The sequence below is a fragment of the Pseudomonas sp. SM4 genome, assembly GCF_051913165.1.
GTDB lineage: Bacteria > Pseudomonadota > Gammaproteobacteria > Pseudomonadales > Pseudomonadaceae > Aquipseudomonas.
This window is the reverse complement of record NZ_JBODOE010000012.1, coordinates 13,424-29,754: the sequence shown is the minus strand read 5'-3', so window position 1 is coordinate 29,754 and position 16,331 is coordinate 13,424. Positions and strand designations below refer to the sequence as shown.

The following is a 16,331-nucleotide window of genomic DNA, read 5'->3' as shown; positions in this document are numbered from 1 at the left end:
TCGCTGTGACGTTCGGGGCATAATGTCAGCTTAATCGGCCAACTGCCTAATCGGCTTTTTTCTACGGGACTCACCATGCACGTACTGGTTTGCGAAGACGATGAGTTGATCGCCAGCGGGATCGTTGCCGGTCTCACGGCGCAGGGGTTGACCGTCGAGCACGTCAACACGGCATCGAAGGCGCGGGCGATGCTCAAGGTCGCCGAATTTGACGTGATGGTGCTCGATCTCGGCCTGCCCGACGAAGATGGCCTCAAGTTGCTGCAACAATTGCGGCAAAGCGGCCTGGAAATCCCGGTACTGATTCTGACCGCACGCGATTCGGTTACCGACCGCGTTGATGGCTTGCAGGCCGGCGCTGACGATTACCTGCTCAAACCGTTCGATCTGCGTGAACTGTTCGCGCGCTTGCAAACCCTGTTGCGCCGCGTGGCGGGCCGCAGCGTCAATCTGATCGAACACGGCGCGCTGACTTATGACCCGAGCAGCCGCGAAACCACCCTCGCCGGGCAACCGGTGGATTTGTCGCGCCGCGAACAGTCGTTGCTCCAGGCCCTGCTGCACAATCGTGGGCGGGTGCTTTCCACCGAGCAACTGAAGGACAGCGTCTACGGCTTCAACGACGAGCTGGAAAGCAACGCCCTCAACGTACACATCCATCACCTGCGCAGCAAACTCGGCAAGGGCATCGTCGAAACCGTGCGCGGCCTGGGTTATCGGCTCGGCCCGGCAGATGGCGGAGATCAAGGCAAGTGATGAGTCTGCGACTGCGCCTGAGCCTGACCCTCGGCGCCGCGTTCGCGCTGATCTGGGCGCTGGCGGCGGCCTGGATGCTCAGCGACCTGCGCAACCAGATGATGTTTTCCCTCGACCAGCGTCTGGTGGCGTCGGCGCGCATGGTCGCCGGGCTGCTGGAACAGTTGCCGACACTGCCGAGCAAAGGCGAGGGCACGCATTTCAGCGCTGAACAATTGAATATTCCTGGCGGCATGGCCTGTCAGGTCAGTTCGTTGCGCGGGGAAATTCTCGCCCGCAGTCATAACAACCCCGAGCAAGCGCTGGAGGCCGAGAAAATGGGCTTCCACGACCAGATCATCGACGGCGCGCCGTGGCGCAGTTTCACCCTTGCGCGCGGCGATGTGCGGATTACCACGGCGGATCGGCAGATCGAGCGCGAGGCCCTGAACATGTCGATTCTGCTGGCCGCGTCGGTGCCGGTCGGCGTGGCGTTGCTTGGGTGCCTGTGCCTGTTGTGGCTGGGCATCGGCCAAGGGCTGGCGCCGCTCAATCGCTTGCGTGAAGCGCTGATGCGGCGCAATGCCGACTCGCTTGAACCGCTGCAATTGCAGGCATTTCCCAGCGAATTGAAACCGCTGCTGGATACGCAGAATCAATTGTTCCAGCGCATTGGCAAGACCATCGAGCGTGAGCGGCGGCTGACCGGTGACGCGGCGCACGAACTGCGCAGCCCGCTGACGGCGATCAAGACCCACCTGCAAGTGGCGCGCATGACCGAAGGCAGCGCTCGCGATCAATCGCTGGCGCGGGCGGAAGAGGGCGCTGATCGCCTGCATCGGACCCTTGAGCAATTGCTGCTGCTGGCGCGAGTCGAAGGCAGTCTGTCGTTCGACGACGGTTCGCAATGCAGTGCCGAACAGGTCGCCCGACTGGCGATTCAGGATGCTACCGGCGGCGAACGACTGCGGATCAAACTGCAATTGCCGGCGCAGCTTTCTGAGGCTCCGTTGCAGATGCCAGCGGTGTTGGCGATTGCCGCGCTGCGCAATTTGCTCGACAACGCGCTGCGCCATACACCGGAGGATTGCGCAGTCGAGGTGAGCCTGGAAACCATCGGCAACCGCGTACGTTTTGTCGTGCGCGACCATGGTCCGGGCATTGCCCCGGATGATTTGCAGCACCTGACCCAGCGCTTCTGGCGCAACGGCCAAAGCACCGGCTGCGGCCTCGGCCTGGCGATTGTCCAGGCGATCGTCCAGCGTTGCGACTGCGCGCTGCATTTCGACAGCCGCGCGGACGGCCTGCGCGTCGAACTGACCATGCCCCTGCAAACGCTCTGATTTCACTCCCCGCTGTAGGAGCTGCCGAAGGCTGCGATCTTTTGATCCTGGAAAACAAGATCAAAAGATCGCAGCCTTCGGCAGCTCCTACAGGGGATTCTCATCAAATGTAACTTCTTGGCGTTCGCTATCCGGGCGGGGCGGGGTTAAGGTCGGCCCCTGCTTTGACTCAATGGATTGAGGGAACAGCGCCATGGAAGCACCCATCTGTATTCGTTCGGCCCTCCCGGCCGACAGCGGCATCATCAGCCGCATCATCGAACGCTCGATCCGCGTCGGTTGTGCGTTCGATCACCGCAACGATCCCCAACGAGTCAGCGCCTGGCTTGCGCAACTGTCTGCCGAACAGATCAGTGCCTGGCTGGCCAATCCGCAGTGCTATGTGAATGTTGCGCTGCTCGGGGATAAACCGGTGGGCGTCGGCATGGCCGCCGCCTGCGGGGAAATCACGTTCTGCTACGTGCAGCCGGAATGGTTTCGTCGTGGCGCAGGGCGGGCGTTGATGAACGATCTGCACGGCTGGCTGCGCATTCGCGGCGTTCTGCATGTCAATCTCAACAGCACCCGCACCGGTCAGGCTTTTTATCGGCGCCTGGGCTATCGCGAATCGGCGCAACCGGCTACTCGCGACGGCTTACCGACCTACGCAATGACCCAGTCGTTCGACGCCTCGGCCTGACAACTCGATCAAGGGTCTAAATCCTCGGGACGCTTAAGCGTTTCCAGAACAGGAAAACCTGCAAGTGCGCTCCGCGACCGGAATGCGCACCTGTGCGGTGTGCTGTTTTGGTCACTATCCATAGCGTATTGAGGGGTCGAGAGATGTCAGTCGCCACCAGCCTTATCGAAGAGTCGTCGGCCCGGGTCAGCTCGGCGCCAGCGGAAACGCTGTACCAGTTCAACGAGTCGCCGTTGCTCGCGCGTCAGGCGCAACAGGAATCCAACGCCCGCAGTTATCCACGGCGCATTCCGCTGGCGCTCAAGCGTGCCAAAGGCCTGTACGTCGAAGACGTTGAAGGTCGCACCTTTATCGATTGCCTGGCCGGTGCCGGCACTTTGGCGCTCGGCCACAATCACCCGGTGGTGATCGAAGCGATCCAGCAAGTGCTGGCCGATGAATTGCCGTTGCACACCCTCGATCTGACCACACCGGTCAAGGATCAATTCGTTCAGGACCTGTTCGGCCTGCTGCCGTCTGCCCTCGCGGCGGAGGCGAAAATCCAGTTCTGCGGCCCGACCGGCACTGACGCAGTGGAAGCGGCGCTGAAACTGGTGCGCACCGCCACCGGGCGCAGCACCGTACTGTCGTTTTCCGGTGGTTACCACGGCATGAGCCAGGGCGCTTTGAGCCTGATGGGCAGCCTGGGGCCGAAAAAGCCGTTGGGCGCGTTGCTCAGCAGCGGCGTGCAGTTCATGCCGTTCCCGTATGACTACCGTTGCCCGTTCGGCCTCGGTGGTGCTGCGGGCGTCAAAGCCAATTTGAGTTATCTGGAAAACCTGCTCAACGACCCCGAAGCCGGCGTGCAACTGCCCGCCGCCGTGATCGTTGAAGCCGTGCAGGGCGAGGGTGGGGTGATACCCGCCGACATCGAGTGGCTACGCGGCCTGCGCCGAATTACCGAGAAGGCTGGCGTGGCGTTGATCGTCGACGAGATCCAGAGCGGTTTCGCCCGTACCGGCAAGATGTTTGCCTTCGAACACGCCGGCATCACGCCTGACGTGGTGGTGCTGTCCAAAGCCATCGGTGGCAGCCTGCCGCTGGCCGTGGTGGTTTATCGCGACTGGCTCGACACCTGGCAACCGGGCGCACACGCTGGCACGTTCCGTGGCAATCAGATGGCGATGGCCGCCGGTTCTGCGGTGATGCGTTATCTGGTCGAGCACAAGGTCTGCGAGCACGCCGCGGCCATGGGCGAACGCCTGAGCGAGCACCTGCGCATCCTGCAGCGCGACTTCCCGCAGCTGGGCGACATTCGTGGCCGTGGCCTGATGCTCGGTGTTGAACTGGTCGACCCGAACGGTGCGCCGGATGCCCTCGGTCATCCGCCGGCGTTCGCGGCTCTGGCGCCTTTGGTGCAACGCGAGTGCCTCAAACGCGGGCTGATCCTGGAGCTGGGCGGCCGTCACGGTGCGGTGGTGCGTTTCCTGCCGCCGCTGGTGATTACCGCCGCTGAAATCGACCGTGTTGCCGAGATCTTCGGCCGTGCCTTGGTGGCCGCGACCGCCGCCGTGTAAATTTTTCGCCGCGCCGAACGTTCTTTCTACATACCCGGCTGCACCCGTTGTGCAGCCCACCCTTACAACGATGGAGAACCAGCATGACGTCAGTATTCGACCGCGAGGACATCCTCTTTCAGGTCGTGGTCAACCACGAAGAGCAGTACTCGATCTGGCCGGACTACAAAGCCGTGCCGGAAGGCTGGCGCACCGTGGGCAAGAGCGGCCTGAAAAAGGAATGCCTGGCCTACATCGAAGAAGTCTGGACCGACATGCGTCCGCTGAGCCTGCGCCAGAAGATGGAAGCGCAGGCCGTGGCGCAATAAGCGCCCGGCAAAAAGAAACCCGCTGAACCAGTGATGGTCAGCGGGTTTTTTCATGCCCTGGATTTGTGTTGATGATCAGGGCCTCATCGCTGGCAAGCCAGCTCCCACAGGTATCGGGGGGATTACAAAATCTGCGTTCACCGCGAACCCTGTGGGAGCTGGCTTGCCAGCGATGAACGATAACGCGGTCTCGGATGAAATTACGCCCCGCTCAACCCCTTGAGCAGCAGATCCACATTCCCCTCCAGCTCCGCCACCGGATCCGCCGCATCGGTGCTCAACACCAGCAACCGGCTACCCGACTCGGCAATCGCCGCTTTCACCGCCTCCGCAGGCTGGCGATGATGCAGCACCACCGCCACGTCATTGTCCTTGAGCGTGGCTGTCAGCTTTTTCAGATCCTCCGGCGTCCACTCCGCATCCGGACGCGGATCCTCTGCGATCAGCTCCAGATTCAGGCTGCCAATCAAATAACCGAAGTGATCGCTCAAACTCATCACACTCAGGTTGTCGGCACTGGCCAGGCGCGCCTCGCTGTCGGCGCTGAGCTTGAGCAGGCGCTGTTTCAACGCCGCCAGATTCGCTTCGATCGCAGGTTTGGCGCTCGGTGCCAGGCGCACCAGATCCGCCGCCATGACGTCGGCCATGCGGCCCATGTTGTTGCTGGAAAGCCATGGCTGACTGTTCAAGCCATCGATCTTCAGACCTGGCTGCACAGCGATGCCGGGAAGGGCACCGTCGACCGGCCGTGCCGCGTCGACTTCAACGATACGAATATTGCTGCGCCGAGAAATCGGATACAGCGGATCGTCAGCCCACAGCGAGCGTACGCCGATGACCGCGTCGGCACCGGTCGCCAGTTTGCTCAGCGCCGGCGCGCCACGCCCGGTGAAGTAGGCGGTCTGGCGACTGCCCGGCAGGTTCGCCGGTGCCGCGCGTTCGAGGTTGATGTCGGTGCCCTTGAGCAGCACTTCACCCAAGCCGTAGGTGATCGGCAGCGACGCCAGAACCCGCAGCGGTTTAGCGTTTTCGGCGGCGAGCAGTGGCGTGCAGACGACGCCGCACAGGGCCATGGCCAAAGTCAGTTTGCGCATTGAAAAAGTCATTTATCCAAGATTCCCTTTCAGGCTCGGGACGACACCGCGCGCGATGGCGGCGAGGGCGAAGGCGATGCCGGCGACCAGAATGATCGCGGCGCCGGACGGAATTGGCAGATCGAAGACGATCGGCGCGAGAATCCCGCACAAGGTGCTGACCGTGGCAATCAACACCGAACACCAGAAAAAGCCCTTGAGCGACTGGCTGAGCAAACGCGCTGCCGCCGCCGGAATCACCAGCAGGGCACCGACCAGAATCGCGCCGATGACTTTCACTGCCGCGACGGTAATCAGCGTCACCAGAATCACGAACAGGTAATCCAGGGTCTTCACCGCGACGCCGCGCACCGCCGCCAGTTGCGGATTGAAACTGGCGAGCATGATGCGGTTGTACAGTGGCAGCGCCAATGCCATGACCAGCGAACCGACGATGGCCAGCACCGCCAGATCATTGCCGTTGACGGTCAATACAGAACCGAACAGCACGTTCTCGAGAATGTGCACGTTGATCTTGCCGGCGAGAATCAGCAGCAGGCTCGCACCCAAGGCCAGCGAGACCGAGAGGAACACGCCGATCAAGGTATCCGGCGCCAGACCGGTGCGGTTGCGCAGGTAATTGAGCAGGATGCCGAACAACAGGCAGTAACCAAACAGGCTGCCGTACGGCCCGGTGTAGGGTTCGCCGAGCAGAATGCCGATGGCCACACCGGTCAGCGCCGCGTGGCCGACCGCTTCGGAGAAGAACGCGAAGCGCTTGACCACCACCAGCGTGCCGAGGCCGCCGAGTACCGGGCCGATCAGCAGGCCGGCGAGCAACGCATTGACGACAAACCCATAAGCGAGCGCTTCCGGCAGGTAACCGGACGAGGCCCACCCCTGAACCATCAAACGAAAGGCTTCGTAACTCATCAGCTCGCGCTCCGTGGATGGGTCGAAAACAGTGTCAGCAGACGCTCCGGGGTCAACGCCTCGCGAGGCGAGGCGTCGAACAACACACGACGGTTGAGGCCGGTGACGCGATCGGCCAGACGACCGACGGCTTCCAGATCATGCTCGATCCACAACACGGTGATGCCGGCCGCGCGCCAATCGCCGAGCAGGCGTTCGAACACCTGAATCCCGGCTTCGTCGAGCGCGGACATCGGCTCATCGAGCACCAGCAATTGCGGCGCCGGAATCAAACCCTGTGCGAGCAAAACCCGCTGCCGTTCACCGCCGGACAGCGCGCCCATGCGGCGCTTGCGTTTGTCCTGCATGCCGACGCGTTCCAGCGCATCACCGATGGCGCCGGCGTAGTGTTTGCTCAAACCGAGGAACGCCGGGCGACGCTGGCACATCGCGGCCATGAAATCGTCGACGGTCATCGGCAAACCGCGATCGAATTCCAGTGCCTGTGGCACATAACCGATGGTGCCGGGCTCGCCGGGCCAGTGCAGGCTGAGCTGGCCCTGATGCGGCATCTGCCCGAGCAGGGTTTTGATCAGCGAACTCTTGCCGCCACCGTTGGGGCCGACCAGTGCATGGACGCTGCCGGGCTGCACCTGGAAGGTGACCTTGTCGAGAATCGTCGTACGCCCCAGCGTCAGACAACCCCCCGCAAAATCCAGAGTCGGCCCCGAAACCTGTGGGAGCGAGCCTGCTCGCGATAGCGGAGTGTCATCCAACAATGATGCCGGCTGACCTGGCCCCATCGCGAGCAGGCTCGCTCCTACAGGGGATTCGGTGTGGTCGGCGATCAGGGTTTCTTTTGAGGTCATGCGCCGGACTCCTGAATCGCCCGCACCACGGTGTTGAGGTTGCCGGTCATTTCCTTTTCGTACTTGTCGGCGGTGTATTCGCCGTAGGAAATGTGCGACAGCGGGTACAGCTTCACCCCGGATTCACGCTGAATGGTATCGACGTAACTCGACGGGAAATCCATCTCCGAGAAGATCACTTTCACGTCCAGTTCGCGCAGTTGATCGATGGTCTTCTTCAACTGGCTCGGGCTCGGCTCGATGCCGTGCGCCGGCTCGACCACGGCGGTTACTTCCAGACCGAACTCACGCAACAGATAGTCGTAAGCGGCATGGACGGTGGCGACGCGCAGCTCGGCGTTCGGCGCCTGGGTCAGCTTGGCCAGCGCGTCGGCACGCATCTGCCGCAGGCGTTTGCCGTAGGTGCGGGCGTTTTGCGTGTAGGTCTTGGCGTTGTCCGGGTCGAGCTTGCCCAGCTCGCGGGCAATGTTGTTGACCTGGGCGATCGAGGCGCTGATCGACAAAAACGTGTGCGGGTTGACCACTTTGCCGGCGCCGCGCGCAGCGACCCCGGTGGCGGCCAGCAGTGGCACGTTTTCGTTGGCTTCGATGGTCTTGATGTTCGGTGTTTCGCTGGCGGCGATCATGCGGTCGGCAAAATCATCATGGCCGACACCGTTGAGCACGATCACGTCCAGCCCGCTGATGCGCTTGATGTCTTCGGCGCGCGGCTCGTAAGCATGCGGGTTGAAACCGGCGGGAATCAGCGGCACGACCTCGGCCTTGTCGCCGACGATGTTCGCCACATAGCTGTAATAAGGATGCAGGGTGATGCCGATGCGCAGGCGCTTGGCCTGATCGGCGCTGGCCAGCGGGCTCAGCAGGCAGGCGCAGAGGCCGACCAGAAACATACGCAACAAGGGACGGCGAGGCGATGAAATAGACATGGGCAAACGGTCTTCTCTCGGGTGAGGGCGAGGAATCAATGGCGATGTTCGCGGGTAACCCCGGCATCGTATTGCGCGACGATCTGTTTCCAGCCCGACGCGGACAGGGCGGCGTCGGTCAGTTCGGTCGGCACCTTGAGATCGGCGTCGCGGTTGAGCCAGATGTCCGGTGCAGCGCTGTGATCGGCGCTCAACAGCATCACGAATGAACCAGCGACGGCGGGTGCCTGACTGTGGCCAAAGTAGGCAGTGTCGGCCAGCAATTGCCAGGCATGACCGCCACGGCTGACCGAACTCGCATCCTGAGCAAACGGGGCGAAACCTTCGTCGGCGAGATTCTGCGGCGATGGCAACGTTTGCTGGTCTTCGCGCAGCAGGCGGATTTCGTCGAGGGTCACTCGCAGATCGGCGTAGATGCCCTGCTCGGAAGCACTGAGATCGCGGCGCGCATCGAACTGATTGCTGGCGACCGGCTCCGGCTCATGCGACACCCCGCGCCACGCCACCACCGAACCGGCGACCGCCAGAATCAGCAGGCACAACAGCAACACATTGAGGGTTTCATGGCCGGCACCGGCCGGGCGGACGACTTGCGTGGTGGGCGTACTCATGGGGCCTCAATATCCGCTTGGTCGATTTCAACAACGTGGCCTGGGCCTGCGTCGAACAGCACGTAGAACTCGGCGCCGGGTTTCTTGAAGGTCAGCGTTGAATCGCTGCCAAGCTTGCCCGGTACCAGAATGGTTTCGTCGTAACCGATCACGTCGAGGGTCACGCCGGGGGCGCCGCTGCCGTCGGAAAAACCACCGGTGCATTTGATCTGGTCGGCGTCGATGGCTTTGCATTCGCACATCGGGTTATGCGCCAGAGCGCTGCCAGTGAAACCGGCGCAGAGCACCAGTAACGCGGCGCTCAGCCGCAGGCGGGAAGGGCGTTGCGAGCGGGTCATGGTTTGGCTCCTTGTTGAGTCAGCCAGGCAATGGTGGCGGGGGAGGCCTGGCTCAGGGGAATCGAGGCCTGGTGCATGCTGCCGTCCCAGCCTTCCATGGTGATCCACAGTTCGGCGTCGGCTTTGGTTTTCTCCGGCACCGGCAACTGCGCGCCCATGCGGTACGGCGCGCCGAAGAAAATCACCCCGGCGGCGCGCAGGCTGCGCGGCTTGCCGATGCGCAGATAAGTGGCTTTAACCTTGTCGATACAGGCATCACAAAGCGCGGCGTTAAAGCCTTTCATGTAGCCGGCCGGGCCTTCCAGGCGTGGCGCCTCGTTGCGCAATTCGGCGAGGCGCAGGCTCCACGGGCCGACCGCGATTTCGCCGACTTCGCGTTCACCGAGGCCGGCATCGCCGCGAAACAGCGCGACATCGGCGAAGTACTTCGGCATGAAACCCAGCGGAATCAGCAGCAACAGCACGTTGATGTGGAAACGCCATTTGTGCCAGAACACGCTCAAGCGCGACGGTTGCGGCAAAGCTGCGGACTTGCTCATGGGTTGACCTCCGACGTTTCCCGGCGCATCGCCGGTTGCGCCTGCACGCGGTTTTTCTTCGATTCACGCTTGAGTGCATTGGCCGTGGCCAGCGCCGTGCGTTTGGTCCAGATCAACAAACCGCTGAGCACCATCATGCTCAGCAGCAGGCCGAAGAAGAACCAGATCAACTTGATCCACAACCCGCCAAAGTCGCCGGTGTGCAGGGGACGCATGGATTCGGTGACAAACTCCAGTGAGGTACGGTCGCTCAACAAACGTGAAGTGGCCAACTCACCGCTGTAAGGATCGAGCGTCGCGGTCTGGAACATCAACGGATACCAGCCGCGGCCGCCGACGTTCAGATGGGTGTAGGCGTTGGCCGGCAGGCTGACGAAGCTGATTTCCAGGCCGGGAATTTTCTCTTGGGCGATTTCAATGGCGCGATCCAGGCTGATGCGCGGCGGCGGGCTGCCGTCGGCCGAGATCGGCACCGCTTCACGGGACATCGCCGGAATGATCGGTTCGCTGGAGATGGAAATGTGGTTGTCGAACAGCAGCGCCTGAATCAGGAACCAGGTGCCAGTGATCGAAATGACGGCGATAAACCAGATCGACCAGATGCCGCTGAGGCGGTGGAAATCGCCCCAGAAGATTCGCGCGCCGTGGCGAAAGCGCAGGGTCGGACTAAAGAATCCTTTCCAGAAGCGTTTATAAACCACCAGCCCGGTCACCAGCGAAGCCAGCAACGGCAGGCCGAGGAACGACACCAGGTACCAGCCCCAACTGAAACCGTTGGTGAACGGCACCAGCCACCAGCCATGCAGGGCGCGGGTAAAGGCCTGGAAGTTGAAATCGGGCGCGACTCCCTGAATCACCCCGGTGTACGGGTTGACGTAAACGGTCTGCTCGCGGCCGTCCGGGTAGCTGACCTGCACGTCCAGGGCAAAATGCGACTCATCCGGGCGGCTGATGCTCTCGACCACGGTGCGTGGTTCGGCTTTTTTGATCGCCGCGAGTACCTGGTCGTAGCTGAGCAGCGGCGCGTCGTCGGTCGGCTGGCTGGCGCGCATTTGCGGGTTCGCCAGCCAGACGATTTCCTGGCTGACCACCGCCAAGGTACCGGTGACGCAGACGATCAGGACAAAAAACCAGATCGGCAACGCCAGCCAGCTATGAACGAGGAACCACAGTTTGGAGCGGGATTTCTTCGACATGATTGCGCGTCTTGATTTCGGTGGGAGGGCGCGGCACTACGGGCTTCGCAGCACAGCAGTCCCCGAACGACCGCTCGTGGCTTTTGCCTACGCGAACGGCCTGCATCTCTATAAGACGAATGAGAGAGGCAAATCCCGAAAGGCGATATGAAAGCAAATGTTTCGCAATCTCTCCTGTAGGAGCTGCGGCACGCTGCGATCTTTTGATTCTATTTTTCAAGGTCAAAAGATCGCAGCCTCGTTTCACTCGTCAGCTCCTACAGGGGGGGATTGAACACGATTCATGATCCGCGCGATCACTGTCTGGCAATTGATGGGCGGCAGCGCCTGCCTATGATGGCAATCACCCGGATTGCTTGAGTGAACGCCCTGATGAGTCCCAGAACCCTTTACGACAAACATATCGATTCGCACACGGTGTGCTGCCTCGACGATCAGGGCCATGTCCTGCTGTATATCGATCGTCAGGTGATCAACGAGTACACCAGCCCGCAGGCTTTCAGCGGCCTGCGCGCTGCCGGGCGCCAGGTCTGGCGACCGGGCACGGCGCTGGCGGTGGTCGATCACGTCAACCCGACTACGCCGCTGCGTATCGCCGCGATGCCCGATGCCGGCGGCGCCCGGCAAGTGTCGTATCTGGCGGAAAACTGCCGGGACTTCGGTATCGAACTGCTGGACATCCTCGACAAGCGCCAAGGCATCGAACATGTGATCGCCCCGGAGCAGGGTTTTATTCTGCCAGGCATGGTCATCGCTGCCGGCGACAGCCACACCACGACCTATGGCGCACTGGGAGCTTTCGGCTTCGGGATCGGCACCTCGGAAATCGAGCACCTGCTGGCATCGCAGACGCTGGTCTACAAACGCCTGAAAAGCCTGCGCGTCACGGTGGACGGCGAACTGGCACCGGGCCTGACTTCGAAAGACGTGATCATGGCGCTGATTGGCCAGATCGGCGCGTCCGGGGCCACCGGTTACGCCATCGAATTCTGCGGTTCGACCATCGATGCCTTGAGCGTCGAAGCGCGCATGACCATTTGCAACATGGCCGTCGAGGCCGGTGCGCGCGGGGCCTTTATGGCGCCGGACGAGAAAGTCTTCAGCTACTTGAAAGGCAAACCGCGCGCGCCCCAAGGTGAGTTGTGGGATCGCGGCGTGGAAAAATGGCGCGAATTGCGCAGCGATCCCGGCGCGGTGTTCGATCGCGAAATACACCTCGACGCCAGTGGGCTGGAACCAATGGTGACCTGGGGCACCAGCCCGGATCAGGCCGCTGCCATCGGTGCGCGAGTGCCGGATCCGCAATTGATCAGCGATCCGATCCTGCGTCAGGACATGCGCCGCGCCCTCAACTATATGGGCCTCGAAGCGGGCATGGCGCTCAGCGATATTGTCATCAGCCACGCCTTTATCGGCTCGTGCACCAACGCGCGGATCGAAGATTTGCGCGACGCTGCCAGCGTCGTGCGCGGGCAACAGGTCGCCGGGCATGTACGCGCGATGATCGTGCCCGGTTCCAGTGAGGTGCGGGCGCAGGCAGAGGCGGAAGGTCTTGCGCAGATTTTCATCGACGCCGGTTTTGAATGGCGTCAGTCCGGTTGCTCGATGTGCCTGGCGATGAACGATGACGTGCTCGCCCCCGGCGACCGCTGCGCATCCAGCACCAACCGTAATTTCGAGGGCCGGCAGGGCGCCGGAGCGCGCACGCATCTGATGAGCCCGGCAATGGTCGCCGCCGCTGCGATCAGCGGTCGACTCACCGACATCCGCCACTTTGGAGAACGCCCATGAGCCTGCAACCCTTCACTCAGGTCAGCGGTCAGGCCGCGCCGTTTCTGGCGGCCAATGTCGACACCGACGTGATCATGCCCAAACAGTTTCTCAAGGGCATCGACCGGCAAGGGCTGGATCGCGGCGTGTTTTTCGATCTGCGGTTTTTGCCCGATGGCACGCCCAACCCCGACTTCGTGTTGAATCAAGCGACGTGGCAAGGCGCGAGTTTTTTGGTGGTCGGGCCGAATTTTGGCTGCGGTTCCAGTCGTGAGCACGCGGTGTGGGGGTTGCAGCAACTTGGCGTTCGCGCGTTGATCGGCAGCAGTTTTGCCGGGATCTTTTACGACAATTGCCAACGCAACGGCGTGTTGTTGATCACCCTGGAAGAGGCGCAGGTGCAGCAAATCGGAACGCTTGTCGGCGAGGCTGAAACGGCGCGGCTCAGTATCGATCTGCAGGCGCAGCGGATCAGCCTCGCAGATGGCAGCGTGGTCGATTTCCACATTGATGCGTTGCGCAAAACGTCGCTGTTGTTGGGGCTGGACGCGATCGGCAGCACCTTGCAACGCCGCGACCAGATCAGCGCATTCGAACGCCAACACCTGGCTGCCAACCCGTGGCTAAGTTAAACGCATAACCTGTGGGAGCTGGCTTGCCAGCGATGGCGGTGTGTCTGCAAAAATGATGTTGGATGTACTGATGCCATCGCTGGCAAGCCAGCTCCCACAGGGTTTCGTGGTGTTAAGGTGTTAAGGTGTTTGGGTGTTTGGGGTTACAGGGACAGGCTTTTGAAGTGCTCCTGCAAGAATTCCACACACGCGCGTAATTTCCCCGAATGCGCCAACCGTGTCGGGTACACCGCCCAGACATTCGCGCTCTGCCCGTAATCTTCCAGCACCTGCACCAGCAACCCTTGCTCCAGCAGCGGTTTCACATCCCACAACGAACGCAGCAAAATCCCACGCCCATCCAGCGCCCATTGCAGAACAATCTCGCCATTGTTCGATGACAACGGCCCGCTGACCCGCACGCTTTCCTCGCCGCCGTCACGGTCCAGATTCCAGATGCCGAAGGCGTTGTCACGTTCCTTGATCACCAGACAGTCATGCTGGCGCAAGTCCTCCAGCGTCAGCGGGGTGCCGCGCCGTTGCAGATAGCCGGGCGCCGCGCACAACACGCGCCGATTGCTCACCAGTTGTCGACCGATGTGCTGCCCGGGAAGGTCATCACCGACACGGATCTCCAGGTCGAAGCCTTCATTGATGATGTCCACGACCCGGTCAAACAGGTCGAGGCGAATCTCCAGGTCGGGATAACGTTCGGCCAGCAACGACACCGCCGGCGCCACGTGATTGCGCCCGAAACCGAAGCTGCTGCACAGGTGCAAACGCCCACGCGGGCTGTCGTGAGCGTCGCAAAGTTCGTCGTGCAGTTGCTGAAAGTCATCGAGAATGCGCAACGCCCAGCGTTGCACCCGTTCACCGTCCTCGGTCAGCGAAACGCGACGGCTGGTGCGGTGCAGCAGGCGAGTGCCGAGGGTGGTTTCGAGAATCTGGATACGTTTGCTGACGTAAGCCGGTGACAGGCCCAGCTCATCGGCCGCGGCGGCAAAGCCGTTCTGGCGGATCACGGTGAGCAGCACTCGCAGGTCTTCGGGCAGGGGCACGGTGTCTTTGTTCTGGGGCATGGCAAAACGCACACTGGCGGCAGGAGCCGCGAGCATAGCATTGGGGGTTTTGCTCAGCGCAGGAAGGCCAGCGCTTCGGCGAGCACCCGTTCGGGGACTTCTTCGGCAAGGTAGTGGCCGGCGGGCAGGGCCTGGCCGGAGACATTCGTCGCCACTTGCTGCCATTCCCTCAGCGGATCGAAGCAGCGGCCGACGGTGCCTTCGGCGCCCCACAATACGCGCAGTGGCAAACTCAGGTGATGTCCGGCAGCGATGTCGGCCCGGTCGTGTTCCAGATCGATGCCGGCGCTGGCGCGGTAATCCTCGCAGATGCCGCGTGCGCTGCCGGGTTGTTGCAGGCAGCGCCGGTATTCGCTGAAGGCTTCATCGGTGAACGGTTTGAGCCCGGCGCTGCGACTGCCCATCACGCTGCGCAGATAACCTTCCGGGTTGGCTTCGATCAGCGTTTCCGGTAGCGGCGCCGGGCGAATCAGGAAGAACCAGTGCCAGTAGGCGCGGGCGAAGGCTTCGTTGGTTTGCGTGTACATCGACAGGGTCGGCGCGATGTCCAGCAACAGCATGCGTTGCACGGCGGCGGGGTGGTCGAGCGCCAGGCGATGAGCGACCCGCGCGCCACGGTCGTGGGCGAGGATCGAGAACTGCTCGAAGCCCAGTGCTTTCATCAATTCGACATTGTCGCGGGCCATTTCGCGCTTGGAGTAACCGCGGTGCAACTCGTCAGCGTCGGGGCGACTGCTGTCGCCGTAACCGCGCAGGTCGGCGGCGACCACGGTGAAGTGTTCGGCCAGTTGTTCGGCAATCTTGTGCCAGATGACGTGGGTCTGCGGGTGGCCGTGCAACAGCAACAGGCCCGGCCCACTGCCGCCGACGCGGCAGGCAATGTCGACGCCGTTGACGTGACGCTGGTCTTTGAGGAATCCGGCAAACATCGGGCTGATCCTTGTTTCAGGGGGCTTGTTGCCTGCATCCTGAAAGTGTCCGGGGTTTGGGGCAAGGCGCAAAGCGTGATGGGCCGGTTCATGAAATGTGATGTGTTCGTCTGTACCGGCCCCATCGCGGGCAAGCCCGCTCCCACAGGGTTGTGTGGTGTAGCGTAGAAAGCGGTCACACCACAGATCCCTGTGGGAGCGGGCTTGCCCGCGATGAGGCCATCAATTTCACCGAGAAATTCAACCCTGGCTGAACATCTCCATCGCCCGCTGCCTGATCTGCTCTTGCGTCAAATCCTCCTTGCGCGAGGCCAGAAACCACAGGTGCCCATACGGGTCCTTCAACGTCCCGCTGCGATCACCGTAAAACTGATCCTTGACCTCCGACACCGTCGTCGCCCCGGCATCCAGCGCTCGCTGAAAGGATTTGTCGACATCCGTCACATACAAATGCAAACCGACCGACACGGCATTGTCCGGGCTGCTCAACGGCCCTTGATCACACGGCGAACCGAGCATGATTGCACTGTCGCCGATGCGCAGTTCGGCATGGCCGATACCGCCGTCCGGCATGGATAAACGCATGACTTCGGTGGCACCGAAAGCCTTTTTGTAGAAGTCGATGGCCTCGGCGGCTTTGTGAATGCCGAGATACGGGGTAATGCTGTGATACCCCTCGGGAATGGGTTTGACGCTCATGACGTACTCCCTGATTGTTGTTTTGCGAGGTGAAGAATCACTATAGAACTGTCCGCGCAGTGCTGACTTTTGCCCGACGAGCAGCAAGAGCATGCAACCCCTGTGGTGAGGGGATTTATCCCCGATGGGCTGCAAGGCAGCCCCAAAACCTGAGTCCC

At 61.9% G+C, this 16,331-nt stretch carries 18 protein-coding genes; 7 read left to right on the top strand and 11 right to left on the bottom strand.

The window, feature by feature from the left end; all coding sequences use genetic code 11:
* Positions 1 to 75 precede the first annotated feature (75 nt).
* From ACQ4MY_RS21535 to ACQ4MY_RS21515, 5 genes are all read left to right on the top strand, one after another.
* Entirely contained in the window at positions 76 to 756 is a 681-nt protein-coding gene (locus tag ACQ4MY_RS21535; protein WP_007908710.1) for a response regulator, read from the top strand.
* Entirely contained in the window at positions 756 to 2,078 is a 1,323-nt protein-coding gene (locus ACQ4MY_RS21530; RefSeq protein WP_008088172.1) for an ATP-binding protein, read from the top strand. The genes ACQ4MY_RS21535 and ACQ4MY_RS21530 overlap by 1 nt, the downstream gene beginning before the upstream one ends.
* A gap of 193 nt (positions 2,079 to 2,271) precedes the next feature.
* Entirely contained in the window at positions 2,272 to 2,757 is a 486-nt protein-coding gene (locus ACQ4MY_RS21525; RefSeq protein ID WP_440096408.1) for a GNAT family N-acetyltransferase, read from the top strand.
* Positions 2,758 to 2,900: 143 nt separating this feature from the next.
* Positions 2,901 to 4,313 (top strand): aspartate aminotransferase family protein, encoded by a 1,413-nt coding sequence (locus ACQ4MY_RS21520; protein WP_158833323.1) that lies wholly within the window; start codon positions 2,901 to 2,903, stop codon positions 4,311 to 4,313.
* An 83-nt stretch (positions 4,314 to 4,396) separates the two neighbouring features.
* Positions 4,397 to 4,621: an MbtH family protein gene (locus tag ACQ4MY_RS21515; protein ID WP_008088166.1), complete on the top strand. Its 225-nt coding sequence runs from the start codon at positions 4,397 to 4,399 to the stop codon at positions 4,619 to 4,621.
* Between the two features lie 200 nt (positions 4,622 to 4,821).
* On the opposite strand, the gene ACQ4MY_RS21510 is transcribed toward ACQ4MY_RS21515, so the two are convergent.
* The 8 genes from ACQ4MY_RS21510 to ACQ4MY_RS21475 are packed head-to-tail and all read right to left on the bottom strand — an operon-like array spanning position 4,822 to position 11,085.
* Positions 4,822 to 5,727: a metal ABC transporter substrate-binding protein gene (locus ACQ4MY_RS21510; protein ID WP_440096407.1), complete on the bottom strand. Its 906-nt coding sequence runs from the start codon at positions 5,725 to 5,727 to the stop codon at positions 4,822 to 4,824.
* The gene (locus ACQ4MY_RS21505; protein WP_007917717.1) at positions 5,728 to 6,627 is read right to left on the bottom strand and encodes a metal ABC transporter permease; all 900 of its coding nucleotides are present in this window, start codon (positions 6,625 to 6,627) and stop codon (positions 5,728 to 5,730) included. It lies immediately after the preceding gene.
* Entirely contained in the window at positions 6,627 to 7,475 is an 849-nt protein-coding gene (locus tag ACQ4MY_RS21500; RefSeq protein ID WP_440096406.1) for a metal ABC transporter ATP-binding protein, read from the bottom strand. Before ACQ4MY_RS21500 ends, ACQ4MY_RS21505 begins: the two co-directional genes overlap by 1 nt.
* Positions 7,472 to 8,401, bottom strand: coding sequence for a metal ABC transporter substrate-binding protein (locus ACQ4MY_RS21495; RefSeq protein WP_440096405.1), 930 nt, complete (start codon positions 8,399 to 8,401; stop codon positions 7,472 to 7,474). The genes ACQ4MY_RS21500 and ACQ4MY_RS21495 overlap by 4 nt, the downstream gene beginning before the upstream one ends.
* Positions 8,402 to 8,436: 35 nt before the next feature.
* Entirely contained in the window at positions 8,437 to 9,012 is a 576-nt protein-coding gene (locus ACQ4MY_RS21490) for a DUF6162 family protein (protein ID WP_440096404.1), read from the bottom strand.
* The gene (locus ACQ4MY_RS21485) at positions 9,009 to 9,350 is read right to left on the bottom strand and encodes a hypothetical protein (RefSeq protein WP_053122197.1); all 342 of its coding nucleotides are present in this window, start codon (positions 9,348 to 9,350) and stop codon (positions 9,009 to 9,011) included. The genes ACQ4MY_RS21490 and ACQ4MY_RS21485 overlap by 4 nt, the downstream gene beginning before the upstream one ends.
* Positions 9,347 to 9,889, bottom strand: coding sequence for a hypothetical protein (locus ACQ4MY_RS21480; protein ID WP_053122195.1), 543 nt, complete (start codon positions 9,887 to 9,889; stop codon positions 9,347 to 9,349). The genes ACQ4MY_RS21485 and ACQ4MY_RS21480 overlap by 4 nt, the downstream gene beginning before the upstream one ends.
* A complete protein-coding gene (locus ACQ4MY_RS21475) occupies positions 9,886 to 11,085 on the bottom strand; it encodes a PepSY-associated TM helix domain-containing protein (RefSeq protein ID WP_440096403.1) in 1,200 nt (399 codons plus the stop codon). Before ACQ4MY_RS21475 ends, ACQ4MY_RS21480 begins: the two co-directional genes overlap by 4 nt.
* Before the next feature lie 372 nt (positions 11,086 to 11,457).
* Between ACQ4MY_RS21475 and leuC the strand changes: the two genes are divergently transcribed.
* On the top strand, positions 11,458 to 12,876 hold the full coding sequence (gene leuC / locus ACQ4MY_RS21470) for a 3-isopropylmalate dehydratase large subunit (protein ID WP_440096402.1): 1,419 nt from the start codon (positions 11,458 to 11,460) through the stop codon (positions 12,874 to 12,876).
* Positions 12,873 to 13,487 (top strand): 3-isopropylmalate dehydratase small subunit, encoded by a 615-nt coding sequence (gene leuD / locus ACQ4MY_RS21465; protein WP_440096401.1) that lies wholly within the window; start codon positions 12,873 to 12,875, stop codon positions 13,485 to 13,487. Before leuC ends, leuD begins: the two co-directional genes overlap by 4 nt.
* Positions 13,488 to 13,630: 143 nt before the next feature.
* On the opposite strand, the gene ACQ4MY_RS21460 is transcribed toward leuD, so the two are convergent.
* The 3 genes from ACQ4MY_RS21460 to ACQ4MY_RS21450 all read right to left on the bottom strand — a co-directional run bounded on the left by ACQ4MY_RS21460 (position 13,631) and on the right by ACQ4MY_RS21450 (position 16,173).
* Positions 13,631 to 14,581 carry a LysR substrate-binding domain-containing protein gene (locus ACQ4MY_RS21460; protein WP_440096400.1) on the bottom strand — a complete coding sequence of 317 codons (951 nt, stop codon included), beginning with the start codon at positions 14,579 to 14,581 and terminating at the stop codon, positions 13,631 to 13,633.
* A gap of 17 nt (positions 14,582 to 14,598) precedes the next feature.
* The gene (locus ACQ4MY_RS21455) at positions 14,599 to 15,474 is read right to left on the bottom strand and encodes an alpha/beta fold hydrolase (RefSeq protein WP_440096399.1); all 876 of its coding nucleotides are present in this window, start codon (positions 15,472 to 15,474) and stop codon (positions 14,599 to 14,601) included.
* A gap of 240 nt (positions 15,475 to 15,714) precedes the next feature.
* A complete protein-coding gene (locus ACQ4MY_RS21450) occupies positions 15,715 to 16,173 on the bottom strand; it encodes a VOC family protein (protein ID WP_008088133.1) in 459 nt (152 codons plus the stop codon).
* Positions 16,174 to 16,331 lie beyond the last annotated feature (158 nt).

Bases quoted from the DNA above. Each gene is read 5' to 3' on its own strand.
- ACQ4MY_RS21450 (WP_008088133.1), bottom strand. From the start codon at position 16,173: ATGAGCGTCAAACCCATTCCCGAGGGGTATCACAGCATTACCCCGTAT.
- ACQ4MY_RS21500 (WP_440096406.1), bottom strand. From the start codon at position 7,475: ATGACCTCAAAAGAAACCCTGATCGCCGACCACACCGAATCCCCTGTA.
- ACQ4MY_RS21495 (WP_440096405.1), bottom strand. From the start codon at position 8,401: ATGTCTATTTCATCGCCTCGCCGTCCCTTGTTGCGTATGTTTCTGGTC.
- ACQ4MY_RS21525 (WP_440096408.1), top strand. From the start codon at position 2,272: ATGGAAGCACCCATCTGTATTCGTTCGGCCCTCCCGGCCGACAGCGGC.
- ACQ4MY_RS21460 (WP_440096400.1), bottom strand. From the start codon at position 14,581: ATGCTCGCGGCTCCTGCCGCCAGTGTGCGTTTTGCCATGCCCCAGAAC.
- ACQ4MY_RS21535 (WP_007908710.1), top strand. From the start codon at position 76: ATGCACGTACTGGTTTGCGAAGACGATGAGTTGATCGCCAGCGGGATC.
- ACQ4MY_RS21515 (WP_008088166.1), top strand. From the start codon at position 4,397: ATGACGTCAGTATTCGACCGCGAGGACATCCTCTTTCAGGTCGTGGTC.
- ACQ4MY_RS21510 (WP_440096407.1), bottom strand. From the start codon at position 5,727: ATGACTTTTTCAATGCGCAAACTGACTTTGGCCATGGCCCTGTGCGGC.
- leuC (WP_440096402.1), top strand. From the start codon at position 11,458: ATGAGTCCCAGAACCCTTTACGACAAACATATCGATTCGCACACGGTG.
- ACQ4MY_RS21530 (WP_008088172.1), top strand. From the start codon at position 756: ATGAGTCTGCGACTGCGCCTGAGCCTGACCCTCGGCGCCGCGTTCGCG.
- ACQ4MY_RS21490 (WP_440096404.1), bottom strand. From the start codon at position 9,012: ATGAGTACGCCCACCACGCAAGTCGTCCGCCCGGCCGGTGCCGGCCAT.
- ACQ4MY_RS21475 (WP_440096403.1), bottom strand. From the start codon at position 11,085: ATGTCGAAGAAATCCCGCTCCAAACTGTGGTTCCTCGTTCATAGCTGG.
- ACQ4MY_RS21480 (WP_053122195.1), bottom strand. From the start codon at position 9,889: ATGAGCAAGTCCGCAGCTTTGCCGCAACCGTCGCGCTTGAGCGTGTTC.
- ACQ4MY_RS21505 (WP_007917717.1), bottom strand. From the start codon at position 6,627: ATGAGTTACGAAGCCTTTCGTTTGATGGTTCAGGGGTGGGCCTCGTCC.
- ACQ4MY_RS21455 (WP_440096399.1), bottom strand. From the start codon at position 15,474: ATGTTTGCCGGATTCCTCAAAGACCAGCGTCACGTCAACGGCGTCGAC.
- leuD (WP_440096401.1), top strand. From the start codon at position 12,873: ATGAGCCTGCAACCCTTCACTCAGGTCAGCGGTCAGGCCGCGCCGTTT.
- ACQ4MY_RS21520 (WP_158833323.1), top strand. From the start codon at position 2,901: ATGTCAGTCGCCACCAGCCTTATCGAAGAGTCGTCGGCCCGGGTCAGC.
- ACQ4MY_RS21485 (WP_053122197.1), bottom strand. From the start codon at position 9,350: ATGACCCGCTCGCAACGCCCTTCCCGCCTGCGGCTGAGCGCCGCGTTA.